At 46.3% G+C, this 22724-nt stretch carries 22 protein-coding genes; all 22 read right to left on the reverse strand.

Annotation, left to right across the window (positions count from 1 at the left end):
* Positions 1–94: 94 nt before the first annotated feature.
* Positions 95–313: a YlzJ-like family protein gene (locus PWYN_RS22145; RefSeq protein WP_036656365.1), complete on the reverse strand. Its 219-nt coding sequence runs from the start codon at positions 311–313 to the stop codon at positions 95–97.
* Entirely contained in the window at positions 310–1086 is a 777-nt protein-coding gene (locus PWYN_RS22150) for a ClpP family protease (RefSeq protein WP_036659082.1), read from the reverse strand. Before PWYN_RS22150 ends, PWYN_RS22145 begins: the two co-directional genes overlap by 4 nt.
* Before the next feature lie 210 nt (positions 1087–1296).
* The gene (locus PWYN_RS22155; protein WP_036656367.1) at positions 1297–2976 is read right to left on the reverse strand and encodes a ribonuclease J; all 1680 of its coding nucleotides are present in this window, start codon (positions 2974–2976) and stop codon (positions 1297–1299) included.
* A gap of 567 nt (positions 2977–3543) precedes the next feature.
* Entirely contained in the window at positions 3544–4422 is an 879-nt protein-coding gene (dapA, locus tag PWYN_RS22165; protein WP_036656370.1) for a 4-hydroxy-tetrahydrodipicolinate synthase, read from the reverse strand.
* A 14-nt stretch (positions 4423–4436) separates the two neighbouring features.
* Complete coding sequence (dapG, locus tag PWYN_RS22170; protein WP_036656371.1) at positions 4437–5660, reverse strand: aspartate kinase; 1224 nt, start codon at positions 5658–5660, stop codon at positions 4437–4439.
* A gap of 147 nt (positions 5661–5807) precedes the next feature.
* Positions 5808–6845: an aspartate-semialdehyde dehydrogenase gene (locus PWYN_RS22175; RefSeq protein WP_036656372.1), complete on the reverse strand. Its 1038-nt coding sequence runs from the start codon at positions 6843–6845 to the stop codon at positions 5808–5810.
* Between the two features lie 56 nt (positions 6846–6901).
* Entirely contained in the window at positions 6902–7498 is a 597-nt protein-coding gene (locus tag PWYN_RS22180) for a dipicolinate synthase subunit B (RefSeq protein ID WP_036656374.1), read from the reverse strand.
* 2 nt (positions 7499–7500) lie between these two features.
* Positions 7501–8394: a dipicolinate synthase subunit DpsA gene (gene dpsA / locus PWYN_RS22185; RefSeq protein WP_036656375.1), complete on the reverse strand. Its 894-nt coding sequence runs from the start codon at positions 8392–8394 to the stop codon at positions 7501–7503.
* 177 nt (positions 8395–8571) lie between these two features.
* A complete protein-coding gene (dut, locus tag PWYN_RS22190; RefSeq protein WP_157261240.1) occupies positions 8572–9018 on the reverse strand; it encodes a dUTP diphosphatase in 447 nt (148 codons plus the stop codon).
* Positions 8996–10261 (reverse strand): M16 family metallopeptidase, encoded by a 1266-nt coding sequence (locus PWYN_RS22195; RefSeq protein WP_036656381.1) that lies wholly within the window; start codon positions 10259–10261, stop codon positions 8996–8998. Before PWYN_RS22195 ends, dut begins: the two co-directional genes overlap by 23 nt.
* Positions 10262–10320: 59 nt before the next feature.
* Positions 10321–11307 (reverse strand): polysaccharide deacetylase family protein, encoded by a 987-nt coding sequence (locus tag PWYN_RS22200; protein WP_036656382.1) that lies wholly within the window; start codon positions 11305–11307, stop codon positions 10321–10323.
* Positions 11308–11542: 235 nt separating this feature from the next.
* The gene (gene pnp / locus PWYN_RS22205) at positions 11543–13645 is read right to left on the reverse strand and encodes a polyribonucleotide nucleotidyltransferase (RefSeq protein WP_036656385.1); all 2103 of its coding nucleotides are present in this window, start codon (positions 13643–13645) and stop codon (positions 11543–11545) included.
* Positions 13646–13970: 325 nt separating this feature from the next.
* Complete coding sequence (rpsO, locus tag PWYN_RS22210) at positions 13971–14240, reverse strand: 30S ribosomal protein S15 (RefSeq protein ID WP_036656390.1); 270 nt, start codon at positions 14238–14240, stop codon at positions 13971–13973.
* 150 nt (positions 14241–14390) lie between these two features.
* Positions 14391–15338, reverse strand: a complete 948-nt coding sequence (locus PWYN_RS22215; protein ID WP_036656392.1) for a bifunctional riboflavin kinase/FAD synthetase — start codon at positions 15336–15338, stop codon at positions 14391–14393.
* Between the two features lie 38 nt (positions 15339–15376).
* Positions 15377–16291 carry a tRNA pseudouridine(55) synthase TruB gene (gene truB, locus PWYN_RS22220; RefSeq protein WP_036656393.1) on the reverse strand — a complete coding sequence of 305 codons (915 nt, stop codon included), beginning with the start codon at positions 16289–16291 and terminating at the stop codon, positions 15377–15379.
* On the reverse strand, positions 16288–17265 hold the full coding sequence (locus PWYN_RS22225; protein WP_036656395.1) for a DHH family phosphoesterase: 978 nt from the start codon (positions 17263–17265) through the stop codon (positions 16288–16290). Before PWYN_RS22225 ends, truB begins: the two co-directional genes overlap by 4 nt.
* A 21-nt stretch (positions 17266–17286) precedes the next feature.
* Positions 17287–17640, reverse strand: a complete 354-nt coding sequence (gene rbfA, locus PWYN_RS22230) for a 30S ribosome-binding factor RbfA (RefSeq protein ID WP_036656397.1) — start codon at positions 17638–17640, stop codon at positions 17287–17289.
* Positions 17641–17658: 18 nt separating this feature from the next.
* Complete coding sequence (gene infB, locus PWYN_RS22235; RefSeq protein ID WP_036656399.1) at positions 17659–20421, reverse strand: translation initiation factor IF-2; 2763 nt, start codon at positions 20419–20421, stop codon at positions 17659–17661.
* Positions 20414–20737, reverse strand: a complete 324-nt coding sequence (locus tag PWYN_RS22240; protein ID WP_036656401.1) for a YlxQ family RNA-binding protein — start codon at positions 20735–20737, stop codon at positions 20414–20416. The genes infB and PWYN_RS22240 overlap by 8 nt, the downstream gene beginning before the upstream one ends.
* Positions 20730–21038, reverse strand: coding sequence for an RNase P modulator RnpM (gene rnpM, locus PWYN_RS22245; RefSeq protein ID WP_036656403.1), 309 nt, complete (start codon positions 21036–21038; stop codon positions 20730–20732). Before rnpM ends, PWYN_RS22240 begins: the two co-directional genes overlap by 8 nt.
* Positions 21039–21065: 27 nt before the next feature.
* The gene (gene nusA / locus PWYN_RS22250) at positions 21066–22163 is read right to left on the reverse strand and encodes a transcription termination factor NusA (protein WP_036656406.1); all 1098 of its coding nucleotides are present in this window, start codon (positions 22161–22163) and stop codon (positions 21066–21068) included.
* Between the two features lie 26 nt (positions 22164–22189).
* Positions 22190–22657 carry a ribosome maturation factor RimP gene (rimP, locus tag PWYN_RS22255; protein WP_036656408.1) on the reverse strand — a complete coding sequence of 156 codons (468 nt, stop codon included), beginning with the start codon at positions 22655–22657 and terminating at the stop codon, positions 22190–22192.
* Positions 22658–22724: the final 67 nt, after the last annotated feature.

Raw genomic sequence — 22724 nt, forward strand, 5'->3', positions numbered from 1 at the left:
TTATACCATATAATGGGGTGGCGCACCTATGTTCTCTTTTGTCACAAAATGCGTTATTGTGCACTTCCCAATATCGGGTCCATATCATCCATTATTAGCTTGATATATAAGGGATTATTGCCCCCGGAGAGAGTGCAGGATTCAAATAACAATTCAAGGGGCAATTTATTAGCCGCACAATACGGGCTCTCCCGTGCTCAAGAGGTTCTACCTGCATTAGCATTCCTCCCTGTTGCAGTTCCAGCAGCTGAGGTGATACATTCCACGCTCCTTCCCAGACCTGTTCCATGGGCATTACCGTATACAGTGTCATTGGGTTAACCCTCCATTGATGGACTGGGTTGGAGTTGTATTGCCTATCATGCTGTTCAGATGTGAAAGCGCAGCTCCAATTCCCCCTACCTCATCCATAAGACCGTACTTAACCGCATCATGTCCTCCGACAGCAGTCCCGATATCACGGTTTAGTTCACCTGTTTTGAACATAAGATGCTTGAAGGCTTCCTCAGTAATCCTTGAATGACTCGTAACAAAATTTACTACGCGATCCTGCATTTTTTCCATATATTCAAAGGTCTGAGGAACACCTATCACAAGACCGTTCATACGGATGGGATGAATAGTCATCGTAGCACTCTCAGCAATAATGGAATAGTTGGACGATACAGCTATCGGCACTCCAATACTATGTCCCCCTCCGATAACTACCGTTACAGTCGGTTTCGACAGGGATGCGATCATCTCGGCTATTGCGAGACCCGCTTCCACATCTCCGCCCACCGTATTCAAAATAATTAGCAGTCCTTTGATGTTTTTACTCTGCTCTGCAGCCACCAACTGAGGGATAATATGTTCATATTTCGTTGTTTTGTTATGAGGAGGGAGAACAAGATGCCCTTCTATTTGTCCTATTATGGTCATACAAAAAATATCGGGTTCTCCATTTGGAACTACGTTCTGTCCAAGCTCTTTGACTGCACCCAGTGTTGCAATTTCCCCATTCGGGATGTTCTCCGTTCTTACCGGAACAGGTATAGTTTCTCCACCCATTTGCTCATTAGATTGGGATCCCACATTATTGTTCATTGTTAAAAGCTCTCCCTTCCGCTTACAGCCATACCGCTGCAGCCTGCTGACTTTCCTTAGTATGACATCAGAGGGCGCAGCATTATTCAAGGTACGCAGAATATGTTGCCAGAGCTCAACACAAAAAGCCCCTTCACCGTCGGAAACCGTCCAATATTTCCGGGAGAAGAGACTTATTTGAGTAAACATATAATTTAGGAGGAGTTCTCCTTATACTTCCATAATAATCGGCAAAATCATCGGTCTGCGACGAGTTTGTTCATACAAGAATCGGCCCAGTGAATCTTTCACACTTGTTTTGAGGGATGCCCATTCGTTCACTTTCTCGCTCATAAGACGTTGAAGTGTACCGGAGACAATACGGTTCGCTTCGTCCAGAAGTCCTTCGGACTCACGTACATATACAAATCCACGAGAAATAATGTCTGGTCCTGAAACGATGGCTCCGTTCTGCTTGCTTAAGGTTACCACGACAACGAGAATACCATCTTGGGACAAAAGTTTACGGTCACGCAGTACGATGTTACCCACATCACCAACACCCAAGCCGTCAATAAGTACATTACCTGCAGTAACCTTACCAGCTCTGCGTGCAGCACCATTCGAAATTTCAATGACTTCGCCAAGCTCAGTAATGAATATGTTGCTTGGTTCCACACCAACGGATTCCGCCAATAATGCATGCTTGCGCTGCATCCGGTATTCACCGTGAATTGGAATGAAATATTTAGGTTTCATCAGGTTAAGCATCAGCTTCAATTCTTCCTGGCTACCATGACCGGAGACGTGAACGCCGGAATTGGATCCACTATAGATAACGTTGGCGCCCAAACGGAACAATTCATCAATCGTACGGCCTACATATTTCTCATTACCCGGTACTGGAGTTGCTGCAATAATAACAGTGTCTCCCGGCATAATATCAACTTTACGGTGGCTGGAGCGTGCCATACGTGTCAATGCAGACATTGGCTCGCCTTGACTGCCTGTGCAAAGAACGACTACACGGTTTGCCGCCATTCTGTTCATTTCTTCTGGCTCAATCAACATACCTTCCGGTACATTCAGATAGCCTAGCTCGGAAGCAATGGACACAACATTAACCATGCTGCGGCCGATAACTGTAATCTTGCGGCCTGTTGATTCAGCAGCATTTACTACTTGCTGAATACGGTGCACGTTGGATGCGAAGGTCGCTACAACGACACGTTGTTCAGCCTTGCGGAATATATCCTCGAGGACAATTCCTACATTTTTTTCTGATGGTGTGAAGCCTGGCTTCTCAGCGTTGGTGCTGTCAGACAAAAGTGCGAGTACACCTTTTGTGCCGATTTCAGCCATACGGTGCAGGTTTGCAAATTGGCCATTAACTGGGGTATGGTCAAATTTGAAGTCGCCCGTATGGACTACGTTGCCTTCAGGAGTTTCGATACATACTCCGACAGAGTCAGGAATACTGTGATTCGTTCTGAAGAACGTAGCTTTTAGAGAAGTTCCCAGTTGAATTTCCGAATCCTCATGAATCAAAATCCGTTTGGTATCTCCAAGCAAATTCGCTTCCTTCAGCTTGTTTTCCACAAGACCTAAAGTTAATCTTGTTCCGTATACTGGAACATTCAAATTCTTCAAGACGTAAGGCAGACCGCCAATGTGGTCTTCATGTCCATGCGTAAGCACGATGCCTCTTACCTTATCGCGATTTTCCGTCAAATACGAAATGTCAGGAATAACGATATCAATACCGAGCATATCCTCTTCAGGGAATTTAAGTCCTGAATCCACGACTACAATATCCGCTCCATATTGAATAACGTACATGTTCTTCCCGATTTCGCCGACTCCGCCCAAAGCGAATATCGTCAGTTTATCGTTGTTTGTTTTTTTGGACAAATGAATCTAACCCTCCTATGATGTTGGACGTCATACTATTATTTAAAACATTGAACTTCGTTATTTCAGCGGCGCTGAACACATTCTTCAAACTGCTTAAAGCTTCCGGAAGCAACGAGGAAATTCCGAAAGTCTGCATATTGGGCAATTCTAAAGCTCCCGATTTCGGGCAGTAATATCTTCTCAAGCCATAAATGCCGTCAAATTTCACCGCCGCGCCCCTCGCGCGAAACTATAGCATATAGTAGGCAGACTTATCCAGGGACCTATCCTGTCTCACAATGTAACACATTGACGGAAGATTATAGCATATTTAATTTTAACCGCACCCAGTCACTTATCCATATTATACATGATTTTTTTGTCAAAAGACAAGTCGTCCACTCCATATCATTATTATTCCCCCAAAAGCTGATCGTTATTTAAACAATTTATCTGCGTTATTACTTTTATTCAGGAACAACTACTTATGTAAATTATGACTCTGATTAAGGTAAAGATTCACAAAAAAAACCGATTCTCCTTAAAAAGAGATACCGGTTTTTATGGTGGATATTCCACTCAATCCTATGATTTCAAAAGTGCTTCTATAAACGCTGCTTCATCTTCAGTTGGGGAAATTAAGGGAAGTCTTACGGAACCAACCTTCAAGCCGCGCATCTCTAAGGCGTATTTAACAGCTGAGGGGTTCGGCAGCGGTTGCGGACATTCGAACAACCCTTTGAAAATAGGGAACAGCTTGCGGTGAATTTCCCCGGCTTTCCGAACATCACCGGAAATATAGGAACTGATCATCTCCGCCATCTGAGCTCCGACAATATGACTGGCTACACTGATAATCCCGTGGCCTCCCACAGCCAATGTTGGCAATGCAGCAGCATCGTCACCTGAGTAGACATGAAAATCCTGGGGACTGCCGGCAGCTATAAGGGTAACCTGATCCACCGACACACATTCCTTTGTTGCAACGATATTAGGAATTTGCGCCAAGCGTATCGTTGTAGCGGCACTCATGCACACACTGGTACGGCCCGGGACATTGTATAGAATGAGCGGGAGACGAGTCTCCGCCGCTATACCTGCAAAGTGCTGGTACAGTCCTTCCTGATTCGGCTTGTTGTAATAAGGAACAACCAGCAACGCTCCGTCCACTCCCAGCTTCTCTGCTTCTTTGGTGAGATGAATAGAGTGCCTTGTGCTGTTACTGCCCGTTCCTGCGATAACTTTACAACGTCCCCGTGCTTCTTCTTTTACATAAGCGAATAATTTAAGTTTCTCATCATCCGTCAAGGTTGGAGATTCCCCAGTCGTACCGCAGACGACCAGACCCTCTGTTTTCTGTTCCTCAACTAAATAATCTACAAGCCGAGAAGTTTCCTCCCAGTTGATTTCTCCTGCCTTGTCAAAAGGGGTGACCATGGCCGTAATTAATCTTCCGAAATCCACTTGAATTCCTCCTCCTAACGGTGAAGTTCAAACTTGGCATGCAGCGAACGCAGAGATTGCACCATATCCTCTTTTTTTACGAGTACCCAAATCGTGGTATTGGAATCTGCAGACTGCAAGATCTGGATGTTCTGAGAGCTTAGTGCCTCTACGACATGAGCCATGATCCCCGGAACCCCGTTAATCCCACCGCCAATTACAGATACCTTTGCACATCCCGATAAGCTCTTTGGACGAAGTCCAAGCTCTTGAAGTGCAGAGATTGCTTTTTCCGAGTTGTTATCGAATACCGTATACACTGCTCCTGTAGGAGTTACATTAATAAAATCAACACTGATGCCATTATCCGCCATACTTTTGAAAATTTGCAGTTGAACGCCATCCACATTTCCATCGGGGCAATCCACGGCGATTTGTGTAATATTGCTTACATAAGCTATGCCTGTAACAAAACGGTCTACAATTCCGCCGTTCTGCATATCATTAAATCCTTCCTGCAGGGTAACGAGCGTTCCTTCCCCTTCAGAGAACGTCGATCGTACACGCACCGGAATTTGTGCCTGCATCGCGATCTCAACCGCACGGGGATGGATTACCTTCGCTCCCTGATAAGCCATATTACAAATTTCGGTATAAGTCATATAAGCCAAAGGCTTCGCATCTTCTACAATACGGGGATCTGCTGTTAATATGCCATCCACATCCGTATAAATATCAACCATATCTGCGCGGAGTGCTGCACCTAATGCTGTCGCCGAGGTGTCGCTGCCTCCCCGACCGAGGGTTGTAAAGTCGCCCGCTTCAGTTTGACCCTGAAACCCTGTTACTATAACTACCTTATGCTCTCTCAGCTCACGCAAAATACGCTCAGGGCGCACATCAAGGATTCTTGCATTGCCATAGCTGCTATCCGTTAAAAATCCAGCCTGCGCGCCTGTAAGCACTGTAGAAGGGATATTCTCCATCTGAAGTAAACTGCAGAGCGTTGTGGCTGAAATAATTTCACCGCAGCACAGCAGCAGGTCTTTCTCCCGATCCGGCAGCGCATTGCCGTTCTGTACAGCCCAATCCAACAAAGTATCGGTGGCATAAGGCTCCCCTCTGCGTCCCATTGCTGAGACTACAATAACCAGACTATATCCATTAGCCAGCTCGCGCTTAACATGCCCTATGACATGTTCTCTGGCTTGCGGGGTGGAAAGTGAGGTTCCACCGAACTTTTGCACTAAAATACCCATGTATAATTCCTCCATTACTATGCAAACACATCAACAAACACGCAGGAGTTAACCCGTAAAGTGAGCTAGAACCTGCGCATTTCAATACGATTATGAAGTCAAATAATTGAACCGCCCTCGAAAGGAAGAGGACGGTGGATAGTGAGATTATGATCTTTGTGAAGCGATGATCTCGGCAATCTGCACAGCATTCCAAGCCGCGCCTTTCATCAAATTATCGGAGACCACCCACATATTAAGACCACGCTTGGCCCCAAGATCCCGGCGTAGCCGTCCGACGAATACATCGGGTTTGCCGGCAGCATGAGTTGCCAGTGGATAAGATTGAGAAGACGGATCATCTTGTAACGTAATTCCCGGTGCATTTAACAGAAGTTCACGAACCTCGTCTAGCTCATAATCAGACTTCAATTCAACGTAGATCGATTCAGAGTGACCGTAGACTACCGGAATACGAACACAAGTAGCTGTCACCTCAATAGAATCATCACCCATAATCTTCTTCGTTTCATTGACCATTTTCATTTCTTCAAGCGTATAGCCGTTCTCATTAAATTTATCAATTTGCGGAATGGCATTGAAAGCGATTTGATGTTTCACCGGAAGTGAACCTACCGGCAGAATATCCGGATTAATCTCGCCGCCATCCAGCACTTCCTTGCTCTGGCGTAAAAGTTCATCAATAGCACGAGCACCTGCACCAGATACCGCTTGATAGGTGGATACGATAATACGAGCGATGCCGTATTTGTCCTGCAGTGGCTTGAGTGCAGCTACCATTTGAATGGTTGAACAGTTAGGATTGGCAATAATACCCTTATGGTTATCAATTTGCTCCGGGTTAACCTCAGGTACAACAAGCGGAGTGCCCGGATCCATACGGAACGCATTTGTATTATCAATACAAACAGCACCATGGCGTACTGCGTGAGGCGCAAGAGCTTTACTCACATCTCCGCCGGCGCTGAACAAAGCAATATCAATGCCTTCAAAACTTTCGGGGGTAGCTACTTCTACTACTATATCTTGGCCCTTAAAGTTTATGACTGTCCCTGCCGACCGCGGAGAAGACAACAACTTCAACTTGGCAATCGGGAAATCCCGCTTCTCCAAGAGACCTATAATTTGTTCTCCTACCGCTCCTGTTGCTCCGACAACGGCTACATTAAACTTTACATTGCTCATTTGGTGCATCTCCCCTTCTATTAGTTACAGCTGGATCTACTGTGTCATCAAAATTACTACGCTGAATGAAACCGCTCGACGATCATCGGTTGCAGCTGGCTTCCCTGAAGTGCAGCATAGCAGGCCTCCGGAATGAGTTCCATCCGTGCCACCAAAGAATTTGGCTTCCCTTGAGGATTATCCTGACCAAACGGTACAAAATAAATATTCTTAGCCACCAGCAACTTTGCAATATTCGCAGCATTCAGACCCAAGCCATCGTTTGTTGATATTGCTAAAACAAGCGGCCGACCATTACGCATTTGCGACTTTGCCGCCATGAGTACCGGACTGTCCGTCATTGCATTAGCCAGCTTGCTCAGGCTATTTCCAGTACAGGGTGCTATCGTAAGCACATCCAGCAGCTTGGAAGGACCTAACGGTTCTGCTTCAACAATTGTAGAAATGATATCATTCCCTGTTATATCTTTCAACTGTTTTAGCCAATTTTCCGATGTACCGAACCTGGTATTCGTTGTTAATACGGATCCTGAGACAATAGGAACGACGTTCGCACCCCCATCGATGAAGCGCTGAATCTGCGGCATCACCTCAGCAAATGTACAGTGGGAGCCCGTAATGGCGTACCCAACTGTTATACCTTTCCAGTCCATATTCATCCCCCCTGATTAAAAGTCTCGTCCGAAATCGACTGTACCAGCGCATTCGCCATAATGATTCCAGCACTCTTGGGAGCTACTATTCCAGGAAGACCCGGAGCCAGTATCGCCTTTATTCCCCTTTTTTCCGCAAAACGAAAATCGCACCCACCCGGTGCAGAGGCAAGATCGATAATGACGCAGTGTCGGGGAATGCGTGAGAGAATCTGTGCGGTTATGATCATGCTGGGAATCGTATTGAATATTAAATCGGTATCCGACACCTGTGAAAGCAAATTTTCAGTCAAAAAAGCCTTCCAGCCCATTTCCTCTGCTCGGGCATAATGCTCTTGCCGCCGAACTCCCACCTTAACGTTCGAACCCAATCCCTGAAGGCTTCTAGCCATCGTGAACCCCGTTCTTCCCATCCCGAGTACCATCGAAGTGGACCCATGTACGGTAAAATCGGTATTCTGAATAGCCAGTACCAGTGCACCTTCTGCCGTCGGGATAGAATTGTAAATAGCAACATCGTCACGATCCAATAGTTCTACCAGCTTCAGCTTATACTTGGAGCATAGCTGGCGTAAGTATTCTTTTGCCATACCGGTATAAATCTTACAGTTGGCCGGCAAGGCCGCTGCATGTTCATCCAGTAATTGAAGTTGCTGAGCGGAGAACATGGTCTTGATATTCCCTTCATCATCGCAGCCTACCGTAGGGAGCACTAACACATCAGCATTACTCAATAACTCTGCAGTCATCAGTTCCAAGCTAACCCCTTCAAATGGGGTTACCCATTTATCGAACCCGGCAGCGCTTACTGTGGCATCCAATTCCACACACTTTCGAATGATTTCAAACTGTCTTGCGTCCCCACCCAGGAAGACGATCCTGACGCCAGTAAGCATAAGGGATGACGCTCCTTTCAACTACACTCTCGACTATAAAGCATCTTATGCCACGGGCTGCCAATGGGTGAAAGAGGATCGCGAGCGCCAACAGCCGGTTCAGCACAGTTAAAAACAAAAAAAAGCTTGCGGTTCATACCTGATTGGCATGTTCCGCAAGCATAATATCTTAAAAAATTATTTCCCGGTATGTCCGAACCCTCCGGCGCCACGCTCCGTATCTGAAAGCTGCTCCACCTCTACCAATGTTATAGAAGGTACAGCCTGAAATACCATCTGAGCAATCCGCTCATTACGGCAAATAACAAAAGGCTCCTGACCCAGATTGATTAATAATACCTTAATTTCACCCCGGTAGTCGGCATCGATGGTTCCCGGTGTATTCAGACATGTAATACCATGCTTCAGTGCCAATCCACTGCGTGGGCGTATCTGTGCTTCTAGTCCATCCGGCATAGCCAAGGCTATGCCCGTCGGAATTAGTGCACGTTGCCCAGGAGCAAGTGTAAACTCCCCATCCACTGCTGCGAACAGGTCATACCCCGATGCCTGCTCAGACATTTTACGAGGCAGAAAGACCTCTTCATTTCCCGGAAGTTTATTAATTTGAACGTAATAAGACAAGATCATCTCTCCTAACTTTATTCATAACTTTATCTGATGAGCCTACCATTGCAATAGCCAAAGGCTCAGCAAACATAAGGTTCAATACCATGTTTATATCCTCCATGGTTACTTCCCCAATTTTGGCAATCATATCATCTAGTGAATGATGTCTACCCAGCATCAGCTCATTCTTACCGATCCGGTTCATGCGGCTGCTTGTGCTCTCCAAACTGAGAATAAGGCTGCCTTTAAGCTGTTCCTTCCCTTTTCTCAATTCATCCTCGCTTAAGCCCTTCTCCGCAAGCTCTTGCATCATCTCTTTGGTTAGTTCCATGACATCCTTCGTCTGCTTAGGAGCAGTACCCGCATACACCGTAAACAGGCCGCTATCCGCTTGGGAGCTGTGATAAGAGAAGACCGAATAGGCCAACCCGCGCTTTTCACGTATTTCTTGGAACATCCGCGAGCTCATTCCACCACCGACAGCATTGTTAATTAAGACCATCGCATATTGTAAAGGATCTCCCGTACGAACCCCTGGAAGAGAAAGACATATGTGATTCTGTTCGGTTTTTTTGCGGTGGAATCTTAAATCACCATGGAAATCCGGAGGAGTCAAAGAAGCCGATGAACCATGATTGTCAAAAGTGCCAAAATGCTTCTCCAGCAGCTCGATAAGTCCGTCATTGATATTACCCGCCACACTAATTACTGTGTTCTCAATGGTATATTGATCCTTCATGTAGGCCCTAAGATCGTCTGGAGTCATGTCCATTAGCCGTTCCTTCAAACCTAAAATGGTATATGCCAACGGATGATCACCATAGGCAGCAGCACACATCAGGTCATGCACTAAATCATCAGGCGTATCCTCGCACATCGCGATTTCTTCGAGAATAACGTTCTTTTCTTTCTTAAGCTCCTCAGCATCCATCTGTGAACGAAAAAACATATCCGAAAGCATATCGATGGCAATTGGCAAATGCTCGTCCAGAACTTTAGCATAATAGCAAGTATATTCCTTAGAGGTGAACGCATTAACATTTCCGCCAATCGCATCAAACTGCTCCGCAATATCCTTTGCACTGAAGCGGTCCGTTCCCTTAAACAGCATATGTTCTACAAAATGGGAGATCCCATTATTCTCAAGACGTTCGTTTCTCGACCCTGTTCTGACCCAAATTCCGAAGGATACGGACCGTCCAGTTGGGATCTTCTCCATTACTACTCGCAACCCGTTAGAAAGCACTATTTTCTCCACTTCAAAATCCTCCTGGCATAGCCCTGTTTCTTCCTACATTTATAACAGAATTAAACCTCTCACTCAACCTCAGAGGGTATTATACGATCTGCTGACAGCGTCTGGCTAACCGTTCCCAGTTTCAGTCCCTTTGCCTTTATCCCGTGAATCATACCCCTTAGCGCTTGGGATGAGGATGAGGTGGGGTGCATTAATATCAGAAAACCAGGTTCGACCTTTGCCGTAATTTTGGCTATTACAGATTCAGGAGTCGGATTCCGCCAATCTACCGTATCCAGTGTCCATAGCACCGTTTTTAATCCGAGACCTCTCGCAATGTCGACCGTTTCCTGGTCAAAATCACCCGAAGGCGGAGCAAACCATTTATTAGTTATACCCATATTCTCCAATAGCTTTTGCGTTTTATCGATTTCAAGTGTTGCTCTGGCTCTGCTCAGGTTACTCATTTGCGGGTGGGTATACGCGTGGTTCTCCAGTTCATGCCCTCGTTTAAACATTTCTGCGGCAAGCTCCTGATTATGACTTAACCAGCTGCCATCCAGAAAAAAAGTCACTTTAACCTTTTCCTCGTCCAAAATATCAAGCATAGGCAAAATATATTCGTTTCCCCACGCAACATTAATCATCAAGGATACCATGGGCTTGCCCGGATTTCCCCGATATATCGGGTGGGCTCCCAAATCATCTAAAGTAACTTCAGGTTTGATCTGCTTGTATACGTACTTAATTGCTGCATTTGATGACACTAAAAGTGATTTCTGGTATGTAGCATCAACATCTACTTCCAATCCGTTATAGCCTGGAATTGCCTTCCAAACCTTGTCTACGACAGCGTTCACCGGCGGTGCTTTGAGCTCTAGTGCCTTGGCCTTGATAACCCTGCGCATTTTTTCGCTTGGAGTTTCTGAATTAATGTTCAATACAGCGACATTTCCATGCTGTGGTGATATTTCCTCCAGCATTGTCTTAACCGGCCCCGTACTGCTTCCAATCCCGATTACGATAGCTATGCAGGCCAGCACTACCGCCGTTTTTTCCAACTTCATCGTGCGACATCCTCCCCAACAGAAACGGTATACCGTCCCTTTTTGGTTGAGGGGACGCTTTGTCCCAACCTATGATACAAATGGATGATTTATGCATGCATACAGCTAAACCCGACCCGCATACTTTATCCATACAAGACTTATAGTTCCCTTATATTTTAAAAAAAGAGCCAGAGCGTAATCGCTTCTGTCTCTTTTGATAACTAAAACCCTAATCTGTTCTTTAATAGGAGTTTTACGCTTTTGCTCCGCTTTCGGAGGTCAGCACAGCTTTGCGGGACAGGTTGACGCGGCCCTGTGGGTCGATTTCGGTTACTTTTACAGTAATGGTATCGCCAATAGCAACTACATCTTCAACTTTTGCTACGCGCTCTGTGGAGAGCTGAGAGATATGCACCAATCCGTCTTTACCTGGGATCAATTCGACAAAAGCACCGAATTTCTCAATTCGTCTTACAGTACCTACGTAAATTTCGCCGACTTGTACTTCACGTACAATGCCTTCAATAATAGTACGGGCTTTTTGGATCATTTCTTCGTTGGAGGATCCAATGAAGACACGGCCATCCTGCTCGATATCAATTTTTACGCCGGTTTCTTCAATGATTTTATTGATAATCTTACCGCCAGCACCGATAACATCACGGATCTTGTCGGGATTAATATTAATAATAATAATCTTTGGAGCATATTTGGACAAAGTAGGTCTTGGCTCAGAGATAGACTCCAGCATTTTACCCAAGATGAACATACGTCCCTCTTTTGCCTGCTGTAATGCATTCTGCAGGATTTGACGGTCGATACCGGCAATCTTGATGTCCATTTGAATGGCAGTTACACCTGCTGCTGTACCTGCTACCTTAAAGTCCATATCACCCAGGTGATCTTCCATGCCTTGAATATCTGTCAAGATGGATACATGCTCCCCATCCTTGATGAGACCCATAGCCACACCGGCAACAGGTGCTTTAATAGGCACCCCGGCATCCATCATAGCCAAGATGCTGGCACAGATACTTGCTTGGGAAGTCGACCCGTTAGACTCAATAGCCTCGGAAACGAGACGGATGGTATACGGGAATTCAGTTTCACTAGGAATAACCTTGGACAAAGCACGTTCACCCAATGCTCCATGACCGATTTCACGACGACCCGGAGGACGAAGCGGACGGGCTTCACCTACGCTGAATGGAGGGAAATTATAATGGTGCATGAATCGTTTGGTTTCGGCAAGATCAATACCGTCAAGAATTTGCACATCACCAAGAGCACCCAGTGTACATACGCTAAGTACTTGTGTTTGACCGCGTGTGAATAGACCGGAGCCGTGAGTACGCGGCAGAAGGCTTGTATCACATTCAATCGGACGAATTTCATCAAGCTTACGACCATCTGGACGAACTTTGTCATGCGTGATAAGACGTCTAACTTCTTCTTTTACGATATCGTGAAGAACTTCCTTCACATCCTTCAGAAGTTCCGGTGATTCTATGTATTTCTCAACGAAATACGCAACGGTTTCATTGTTTACGACATCAATAGCTTCTTGACGGGCATGCTTCTCAGCAATTTTGACAGCTGCTACAAGACGGCTTTCTGCCATAGCGCGAACATCAGCGTTCACTTCAGCGTTTACCGCATGCAGCTTCACAGCCATTTTTTCTTTACCGGCAAGTTTAACCAGCTCTTCAATCATAGCTACAATTTTGCGAATTTCATCATGTCCAAACATAATGGCTTCTAACATGATATCTTCTGTTAATTCATTCGCTTCTGCTTCTACCATCATGATAGCTTCTTTGGTTCCGGCTACTACCAGATACATGTCGCTAACTGCTTGTTGAGCAATATCAGGGTTGATCACGAATTCGCCATTAACCCGACCTACAGCCACGCCGCCAATCGGTCCGTCAAAAGGAACATCAGAAATACTAAGTGAAGCCGAAGTACCGATCATAGCTGCAATTTCCGGTGTGCAGTCTTGGTCTACGCTCATAACCATGTTCATTACCTGAACATCATTACGGAAGCCTTCCGGAAACAGAGGACGAATAGGACGGTCAGTTAACCGGCTCGAAAGAATAGCCTTTTCACTAGGTCTTCCTTCACGTTTGATAAATCCGCCGGGGATTTTACCAACTGCGTATAGTCTTTCCTCGTAGTTGACTGTAAGTGGAAAGAAATCCAAATCCTTAGGTTCTTTGGAAGCTGTAACCGTACATAATACTGAAGTATCTCCATAACGCACCATAACTGCTGCGTTTGCCTGCTTAGCTAAGCGGCCTGTTTCCAGTACAAGGCGTCTTCCGCCCAGCTGCATTTCAACACGATGTTCCATAAATTCCCTCCTTGAATGTAAGTAGACCCGCTCTCTAATACAGCAGGTTCACATCTTGTTAAATTAAGTGGAGCTGCAGTTCTTGCATATCCATCCCGTTAAGGACAACTCCCGATTCTTTATACAATACAAGCAAAAACGGCCTGGCCTCATTTGAAGTAGTAGCCGTTTTATGCGAATAATATAAATTTGCAAAGTTAGTTATAGGTCCCATAAGAAATATAATACCCTAATTTTCAAAAAGCAACCCGGTTGTCCCCGTTGTCGCTCCGAGAAGGACATACGGTAAACATCCAGGCTGCTTTAAGGGTAATCATATCGAATATTAACGACGCAATCCGAGTCTTTCGATCAGAGCGCTGTAACGTCTGATGTCTTTATTCTTCAAATACGCCAGCAATTTACGACGTTGTCCAACCATCTTCAGCAATCCACGGCGGGAATGATGATCCTTCTTGTGTGTGCGCAAGTGGTCAGTCAAATTAACGATGTTCTCCGTAAGGATAGCAACTTGCACCTCAGGGGATCCAGTATCGGATTCGTGAGTTTTGTGCTCGTCAATCAATTGGTGTTTACGTTCTTGAGTCAATGCCATCCTGTTCACCTCCTTCATTATAATCGCCAATAGCCTCGTCACCGTCGGTGAGATCGAATAACCAAGCTAAGGTTCTGTTTGTTGCCGTTCAGCAACGTTAATCAGTATAGCACCTTACAAGATAAAAGTAAACGTCCTGTCCAGAGCAGTTTATTGTATATCTATTAAGATCTTTTTGGCAGTCTCAGCATCAGCGCTGATCTGCTGTACTAAGGCCTGAATGGAGTCGAATTTACGCTCCGGCCGTATATATGAGACCAATTCCACTGTCAACTGCAGGCCATACAAATCCCCGTTAAAATCGAATAAATGCACCTCAAAGCTCGGCTTGGTCTCACCTTCATGAAAAGTAGGCTTAACACCCACATTCATAACCCCAGGCAGAACCTGATTATTATAGAATGCGCGCACTGCATAAACCCCTTTTGCAGGAATGACAAAATGATCCTCTAATTGTAGATTCGCCGTAGGGAACCCAATAGTACGTCCCCGTTTCTCACCATGCACCACGGTTCCACGCAGATGATAGCAACGGCCAAACCAGTAGTTAGCAAGTTCCAACTCCCCGCTTTGCAGGCTTCTGCGAATTCCAGAGCTGCTCACCTTCTGTTCGTTAAGCAGGAACGGGGGAACGGTTTCTACATCCATGATCCCTTGTCCCAGCTCACGCAACATATCAGCATCTCCCTCTCCTTTGTAACCGAAGCGGAAATCAAAACCGATCACTGCGGTTACAAGTTGGAGCGGCAGCAACATGCCGGACACAAAGTTTTGCGGGCTTACTCTGGAAAGCTGCTCATTAAACTCAATAATATAAAGAATATCAACACCCATCTCAACCAGAAGCTCCTGCTTGTCTAATGGAGGTGTCAAATATCCGTCATAGTCACCCTTGCCCATAACGTCTTTAGGATGGGGATGAAAGGTTATCACTGCAGCAGCAACACCCTTTTGGCGTGCCAGAGCAACAACAGATTTAATCACACTGGCATGTCCACGGTGCAGACCGTCAAACTGGCCTAGAGCAGCCACTTGGGGCTGAGCCCACTCTGCAGCGCTCTCCGGCGATATAGGATAGGTTAAGGTTACGGTTCTCACGCTGTTTCTCACCTGCAATTCACTTTGTAAAATCAGTCTTACATTTGTGCAAACACTTTGACAGGAGCAATAGATCCGCTTTCGTCCAGCTCATAGATCCCGAGGAATAGCCCCTGCAGATCATACAGGCGAAAATGTCCGGCAGTCTTAACTTCAGGAGATACAAAACGGGTGGAAAGTCGTTGGCCCTGAAGGGCAGCCTTCTTCTTCTCTTCCATCACCGTATACATAGGCATATGAGCAATCGATTGGTCCGCCGGAATTAGATGGTCTTGAAGCGTACCCGCTGCCCGGTGCTCAGCAATTTCTTCTAAGGTTAAACAATGATCGGCTGTTATGCCTGCTGACATTGTTCTTGTAAGCTTCACCATTACACCAGGAAGTCCTAATGCCCGTCCGATATCAACACAAAGTGTACGAATATAAGTCCCTTTAGAACAGAGCGCTCGAAAGGTAATATCCGGGTATGTATCGTTCCAGATCATACCGAGCATTTCTATTTCATAAATTTCCACTTCACGGCTCTTACGCTCTACGGTTTTGCCTTCACGGGCCAGCTCATAAAGACGCTTACCGTCGACCTTAACAGCGGAGTACATAGGAGGTGTCTGGGAAATTACTCCTGTAAATTGTTGAAGCACCTCAAGAATCTCTTCCTCCGTTACATGGACCTCATCAACGGATTCCGTTATGGTTCCCGTTAAATCCTCCGTATCGCTGGACATTCCTAAGCGGAGGGTAGCCACATATTCCTTAGGGAGTTCCTGAATATATTCAACCACACGTGTAGCCCGTCCCAGGCAAAGCGGCAAAACGCCGGTAACCTGAGGATCAAGCGTACCTGTATGGCCAATCCGTTTCATCCCGAGGATACGGCGTGCCTTAGCAACTACATCATGCGAAGTAAAGCCTGCGGGCTTATAGACAGCTAAAACACCTTCTAATTCACTCATAAATACCGTCTTACCTCCTTCAGTACTTGCGGTATAACCTGCTCTAAAGCTGCCTCTATACGAGCGCCTGCAGCACGGGTATGACCGCCTCCACCGAAGATTTGGGCCAATGCAGCAACATCCACTTTTCCAGCTGAACGTAGACTGACCTTAACAGCATGATCATGAATGACCTTGAAAAGAATTCCAACCTCCACACCACGAATATTGCGGGGATAATTAACGATCCCCTCCAAGTCCTCATTAGCAGCACCGCAATCCATCATATCCTGTGGGGTAACGTAAACCCAGGCTATATCTCCTTCTGGAGATAACTGCAATGTATCGAGAGCTCGGTTCAATACTTTAACCTGTGGAAGTGTCATCTCCTCAAGTAATGTTTCAGCCAGTTCAGGGCCGTTAACTCCTAGGGCCAACAACTCAGAGACTGCGGACATCACCTTTGAAGAAGTATTGGAATAACGGAAACCCCCTGTATCTGTAAGGAGTCCGGTATAGATTGCCGTGGCAATATCTATGTTCCATTCCACCTCAAACATCTTCAACAAATCAAACAGAATTTCTGCAGTTGCAGCAGCATCCGGTTTAATTAAGTTTACATAGCCATACCCATTGTTCGTTGGGTGATGATCTATATTAACGATAAGGGCATCCTCGGCAAAATATCTTTGTGTCATTCCTACACGTTGAAAATCAGCACAATCGACGCAGATGACATTGCTGAATTGACCTAGGGATTCGGCAGTGGACATATTAACAATGTCACTTGAATGCCATAGGTATTCCATCCGTGTTGGGATCGGACCTTCATTGATCATAGTGTATTTCTTGCCCAGACATGAGAGAAGCCAGCCCACCGCAAGGGTGGAACTGACTGCATCTCCGTCCGGCTGAACATGCGACACTACAAGATAATCGTCGTGTTCCAGCAGATATTTACGGGTCTGCTGGAGACTTTGTTCATAGCTCTGCATTCGCCGTCTCCTTTATGTTGCCTAGCTTTCTTCGTTCTTTCCGATTTGTCCGAGCAGCTTTTCGATATGGCTGCCATAAGCAACAGACTCATCAGTCTTGAAGGTCAGTTCCGGTGTATGCCGGAGTCGGATCGCTTTACCCAGCTCAGAACGGAGAAAGCCATGGGCCTTCTCTATAGCCTTGAGTGAGTTAGCTTTTTGTTCGTCGTCCCCCAACACGCTCAGGTATACTTTAGCCTGCGATAGATCGTTGGTTACGTCTACACCGGTTACTGTTACGAAACCAATGCGTGGGTCCTTTAGTTCTTTTTGAATAAGCAAACTAAGTTCTTTCTTAATTTGTTCGCCTACCCGACCAGCTCTGATTTTAGACATTTTTGTTCACCTCTTTGCTTAGCGCTCAACAGTTTCCATAATGAACGCTTCGATAATGTCGCCTTCTTTGACATCATTATAACGTTCCAAAGTAATACCACATTCATAACCCTGCGCCACTTCTTTTGCATCATCTTTGAAACGTTTCAAGGTGTCAATCTTACCTTCGAATACAACGATTCCGCTGCGGATCAAGCGCATTTCGGCATTACGGGCAATTTTACCGGAAGTAACCATACAGCCAGCGATGGTACCCACTTTGCTGATTGTAAAGACATTACGCACTTCGGCGTGTCCGATAACATTTTCTTTGAAGATAGGATCAAGCATCCCTTTCATAGCATGCTCAATTTCTTCAATAACATTGTAGATAATACGGTGTAGACGAACATCGACCTTCTCTTGGTCAGCCGCTGCTTTAGTCTGAGCATCCGGACGAACGTTAAAGCCGATTACAATAGCATTAGAAGCAGCTGCTAGCGCGATATCGGATTCGGTAATAGCACCCGCTCCGCTGTGAAGAATCTTCACGCGTACGCCTTCCACTTCGATTTTGGCCAAGGAGCCTTTCAGAGCTTCAACAGAACCCTGTACGTCCCCTTTAATAATAACGTTCAGATCCTTAATTTCGCCGTCCTTGATATGCTTGAACAAGTCATCCAGAGTTACACGGGTGTTGATGTTCAGCTCAGATTGGCGCTGAGTAGTCGAACGTCTGTCGGCTATCGCACGAGCTTTACGCTCGTCTTCGAAAGCCATAAACGGATCTCCAGCTTGCGGCACTTCAGTCAAACCAGTAATTTCTACTGGAGTAGAAGGTCCCGCTTCCTTAATCTTACGGCCTTTATCATTCACCATTGCCCGAACACGTCCGAAGCAGTTACCTGCAACAAAGGCATCTCCGACTCTAAGTGTTCCGTGCTGCACAAGGATACGCGCTACAGGTCCACGATTCTTATCAAGCTCTGCTTCAATAACGGTACCGCGCGCCCGTTTGTCAGGGTTCGCTTTGTATTCATTAACTTCGGCTACGAGCAATATCATCTCTAGCAAATCTTCCAGACCTGTACGCTGCTTAGCAGACAAGTTTACGAAGATAGTATCGCCGCCCCACTCTTCCGGAACCAGCTCATATTTAGTAAGCTCTTGCTTCACTTTGTCAGGATCTGCGCCCGGCTTATCAATTTTGTTGACAGCTACTATTATTGGCAATCCCGCTGCTTTGGCATGGCTAATAGCTTCTACTGTCTGTGGCATAACGCCGTCATCAGCTGCTACTACGATGATAGTCATATCCGTAACCTGCGCTCCACGAGCACGCATAGCGGTAAACGCTTCGTGACCCGGTGTATCGAGGAACGTGATTTTTTTATGGTTAATTTCGACTTGGTAGGCACCGATATGCTGTGTAATTCCGCCCGCTTCGCCGCCGGTTACATTGGTAGAGCGAATCGCATCCAGCAATGTTGTTTTACCATGGTCAACGTGACCCATAATAGTTACTACCGGAGGACGCGTAATCAATTCCTCATCCATATCATTCTCTTCTACCGTTTCGAAGCTATCTTCATCTACAGGAATCTTCACTTCTACTTCTACACCGAACTCACCAGCTAAAAGAAGAATAGTATCGATATCAAGTTCCTGATTAATGGTAGCCATAACACCCATGGTAATTAACTTCTTGATAACTTCGGAAGCATCCTTGTGCAGAAGCTTAGCTGTTTCACCAACAGTCATGCTACCGCGAACAATGATCTTCTTCGGTGTGTTATCAATCTTCTCGCGACGTTCCATTTGTTGATTCTTACCACGGCCATTTTTGCCGCCGCGTCCACGGTAGTTACCGCCTTTACCATCGTCAAAACGTCTTTGACCACCTTGGTTCGGGCCCGGTCTGCCGCCTGTTGCAGTCTTCTTAGGACCTCTGTCCCCAGTACCTGTGCCGCGTGAGAAATCTCCGCCGCCTTGACCTGCTCCTTGTGGACGGTCACCCGTACGAGGTGCTCCACCTTGTGCGCCTTGCGGACGAGGAGTGCTAGGTGCTCCTGTACGTGGTGCTCCGCCTTGCGGACGGTTATCTGTGCGTGGTGCGCTGCCTTGCGGACGGCTTCCACCAGCACTGCTGGTAGCGCCTTGTGGACGACTGCCGCCAGTACTGCTAGTGCCGCCTTGTGGACGGCTGCCGCCAGTACTGCTTTGTGGACGAGTTCCAGTGCTGCCTTGCGGGCGGCTTCCACCCGTTCCGCTTTGCGGACGGTTACTGCTGGTGTTGCTGCCTTGTGGACGGCTTCCACCTGTGCTGCTGGTGCTGCCTTGCGGACGGCTTCCACCAGTATTGCTTGGACGCGGTGCTCCGCTTTGTTGCGGGCGTGCGTTCTGGGTAGAGCCTGCTGTTGTTTGTGTGCTGCGGGAATCTTGTCCGCTTTGGGGCCTAGGAGACGTCGTCGATGGGTTGTTGTTTGGGTTACTGTTCATACCTACCTGCTTTTCCGGTTGATTTTGGTTAACATTCTGAGCCTTGGCGGAGTCGGCTGCTGGCGCACTGGTATTCACCGGGCGACTGCTTGGACCGCTGTCTCGCTTAGCTGCTGCATTTGATTTAACATCCTTGAAGAACTGCTCTACTTTGTTCACGGAACCATTCTCCATGACACTCATATGATTGTTCACCGGGACATCCAAACGCTTCAGAATCGTAATGATTTCTTTACTGCTCATATTCAGTGATTTTGCGTACTCATAAACACGCAGTTTATCCTTATTGTCCTCTTTACTCAATAAATCCACCTCCGACAGTATCTCCGAGTTGCTTGGAGATCATTTCCGCGAATCCTTTATCCGTAATGGCCAGCACAACTCGCTGATCCTTACCAATACTTGCACCGAGTTCATCTCGATGAAATGCGATTACTAGTGGAATATCGTAGGTTCCGCATTTATCACGGAACTTCTTTTGTGTGTTATCTGAAGCGTCACCTGCAAGAATAACTAGCTTCGCTTCCGAAGACCGCACCGATTTCAGCACTGCCTCGTCACCTGTTACTATCTTTCCTGCACGCATGGCAAGCCCCAAATAAGAAAGTGCTTTACTCATTATCCTCACTATCCTTTGTTGCCAAAAACTGCTCTTCCACGGATGTGAAATCCCTGGTTAGCTGAGCATAAATTTCCGGACTGACCTGACATTTAAGCGCGCGGTCAAGCGCTTTTGTTTTTTGTGCCAGCTTAAAGTATTCCAGCTTGCCGCAGATATAAGCGCCACGTCCCGACTTTTTGCCGGTCAGATCAATCAGCACTTCGCCCTCCGGCGTCCTAACCACTCGAATCAGCTCTTTCTTAGGCATCATCTCCTGGCTGGCAACACATTTACGTAATGGCACCTTTCTTTGTTTCATACCTGCACCTCCCGCCAACTTGGTTCATTAATCGATGGAGACGGAATCCTGATGCAATTCATCGTTTGATGTTCTAGGTCTGCCGTATTCTTGCTCCGCTTGAGTTTCACTCTTAATATCAATTTTCCAGCCCGTCAGCTTGGCAGCAAGACGTGCATTTTGACCTTTAATACCAATGGCCAGGGATAATTGATAATCAGGAACAATGACTCGTGCCATTTTTTCCGGCTCAAAGATTTGAACCTCAAGCACTTTGGACGGACTAAGGGCATTCGCCACATACTCCTGTACCAAATCCGAATAACGGACGATGTCGATCTTCTCACCGCGAAGCTCGTTCACGATAGTCTGAACACGAGTCCCTCTCGGTCCTACGCAGGAACCAACTGGATCCACTTCCGGATTACGGGAGAAGACTGCGATTTTGGAACGAAAGCCAGCTTCACGGGCAACGGAACGAATCTCAACCACTCCGTCAAAAATCTCCGGAACTTCAAGCTCGAAAAGACGCTTCAATAATCCTGGATGACTGCGGGACAACATAATTTGAGGCCCTTTGGTCGTATTTTCAACTTTAGTGATGTAAGCCTTAATACGCTCGCTTTGCTTGAACTTTTCACCAGGCATTAATTCGTTCAATGGCAGAACCGCCTCGATTTTGCCAAGATCAACATACACATTACGCATATCTTGACGTTGTACAAGACCCGTAACGATATCGTCTTCCTTGTCTATAAAGGCGTTATAGATAAGTCCACGCTCTGCTTCGCGAATGCGTTGGGTTACAACCTGCTTGGCAGTTTGAGCGGCAATGCGTCCGAAATCACGGGGTGTTACCTCTAGCTCAGCAATGTCTTCAAGCTGGAAGTGAGGATTAATCTCTCTGGCAGCCGGCAATGAAATCTCAGTACGAGTATCAAGAACCTCTTCCACAATTAACTTGCGGGCGTAAACCTTGATAACACCTGTATTGCGATTCATGTCAACACGCACATTCTGAGCCGCATTAAAATTACGTTTATAGCTGGAGATCAGCGCAGCTTCGATGGCTTCAAACAGCACATCCTTACTTATGCCTTTCTCCCTTTCCAGTTCATTCATAGCTTCGATAAAATCCATACTCATGAAATTCCGGTCCCCCTTTCAAGACGTTAAAAAATAATGGCCAATCTCGCGCTGGCGACTTTGGCATACGGTATAACATGTTGTTTTTTGCCCGCGGAGATGAGCAATTCCTCGTTATCGAACGAAAGCAAACGACCCTCGAATTCCTTGAGTCCTTGAATCGATTCATAAACAGTCACATACACGTCCTTGCCTACCGCTTTTGCAACATCCGCAGCTTTTTTGAGCGGTCGTTCAGCTCCCGGCGAAGATACCTCAAGGAAATAAGCCTCAGGGATAGGATCATTCTCATCCAGCTTTTGGCTAAAATATTCGCTGATCGTTCCGCAGTCATCAATATCGATGCCGCCTTCTTTATCTACGAATATACGCAGAAACCAATTGGAGCCTTCCTTCACGTATTCAACGTCCACCAGTTCGAAACCATTGTCGTCGAGATAGGGCCCGAGCATCTGCTCTACCGTTTGTTTAATTTGGGATTTGGGTGTGCTCAAAAGATAATAACCTCCACGAACTTGTCTTTTGCTATATACCAAAGATAAAGAGTGGGTTTCCCCACTC

It is taken from the genome of Paenibacillus wynnii, assembly GCF_000757885.1.
Lineage (GTDB): Bacteria > Bacillota > Bacilli > Paenibacillales > Paenibacillaceae > Paenibacillus_AQ > Paenibacillus_AQ wynnii.

Bases quoted from the DNA above. Each gene is read 5' to 3' on its own strand.
- PWYN_RS22240 (WP_036656401.1), bottom strand. From the start codon at position 20,737: ATGAGTAAAGCACTTTCTTATTTGGGGCTTGCCATGCGTGCAGGAAAG.
- truB (WP_036656393.1), bottom strand. From the start codon at position 16,291: ATGAGTGAATTAGAAGGTGTTTTAGCTGTCTATAAGCCCGCAGGCTTT.
- PWYN_RS22200 (WP_036656382.1), bottom strand. From the start codon at position 11,307: ATGAAGTTGGAAAAAACGGCGGTAGTGCTGGCCTGCATAGCTATCGTA.
- PWYN_RS22180 (WP_036656374.1), bottom strand. From the start codon at position 7,498: ATGGACTGGAAAGGTATAACAGTTGGGTACGCCATTACGGGCTCCCAC.
- pnp (WP_036656385.1), bottom strand. From the start codon at position 13,645: ATGGAACATCGTGTTGAAATGCAGCTGGGCGGAAGACGCCTTGTACTG.
- rnpM (WP_036656403.1), bottom strand. From the start codon at position 21,038: ATGAAACAAAGAAAGGTGCCATTACGTAAATGTGTTGCCAGCCAGGAG.
- dpsA (WP_036656375.1), bottom strand. From the start codon at position 8,394: ATGCTTACTGGCGTCAGGATCGTCTTCCTGGGTGGGGACGCAAGACAG.
- rbfA (WP_036656397.1), bottom strand. From the start codon at position 17,640: ATGTCTAAAATCAGAGCTGGTCGGGTAGGCGAACAAATTAAGAAAGAA.
- nusA (WP_036656406.1), bottom strand. From the start codon at position 22,163: ATGAGTATGGATTTTATCGAAGCTATGAATGAACTGGAAAGGGAGAAA.
- PWYN_RS22145 (WP_036656365.1), bottom strand. From the start codon at position 313: ATGACACTGTATACGGTAATGCCCATGGAACAGGTCTGGGAAGGAGCG.
- dapG (WP_036656371.1), bottom strand. From the start codon at position 5,660: ATGGGTATTTTAGTGCAAAAGTTCGGTGGAACCTCACTTTCCACCCCG.
- PWYN_RS22150 (WP_036659082.1), bottom strand. From the start codon at position 1,086: ATGAACAATAATGTGGGATCCCAATCTAATGAGCAAATGGGTGGAGAA.
- rpsO (WP_036656390.1), bottom strand. From the start codon at position 14,240: ATGGCATTGACTCAAGAACGTAAACACCAATTGATTGACGAGCACAAA.
- PWYN_RS22175 (WP_036656372.1), bottom strand. From the start codon at position 6,845: ATGAGCAATGTAAAGTTTAATGTAGCCGTTGTCGGAGCAACAGGAGCG.
- PWYN_RS22225 (WP_036656395.1), bottom strand. From the start codon at position 17,265: ATGCAGAGCTATGAACAAAGTCTCCAGCAGACCCGTAAATATCTGCTG.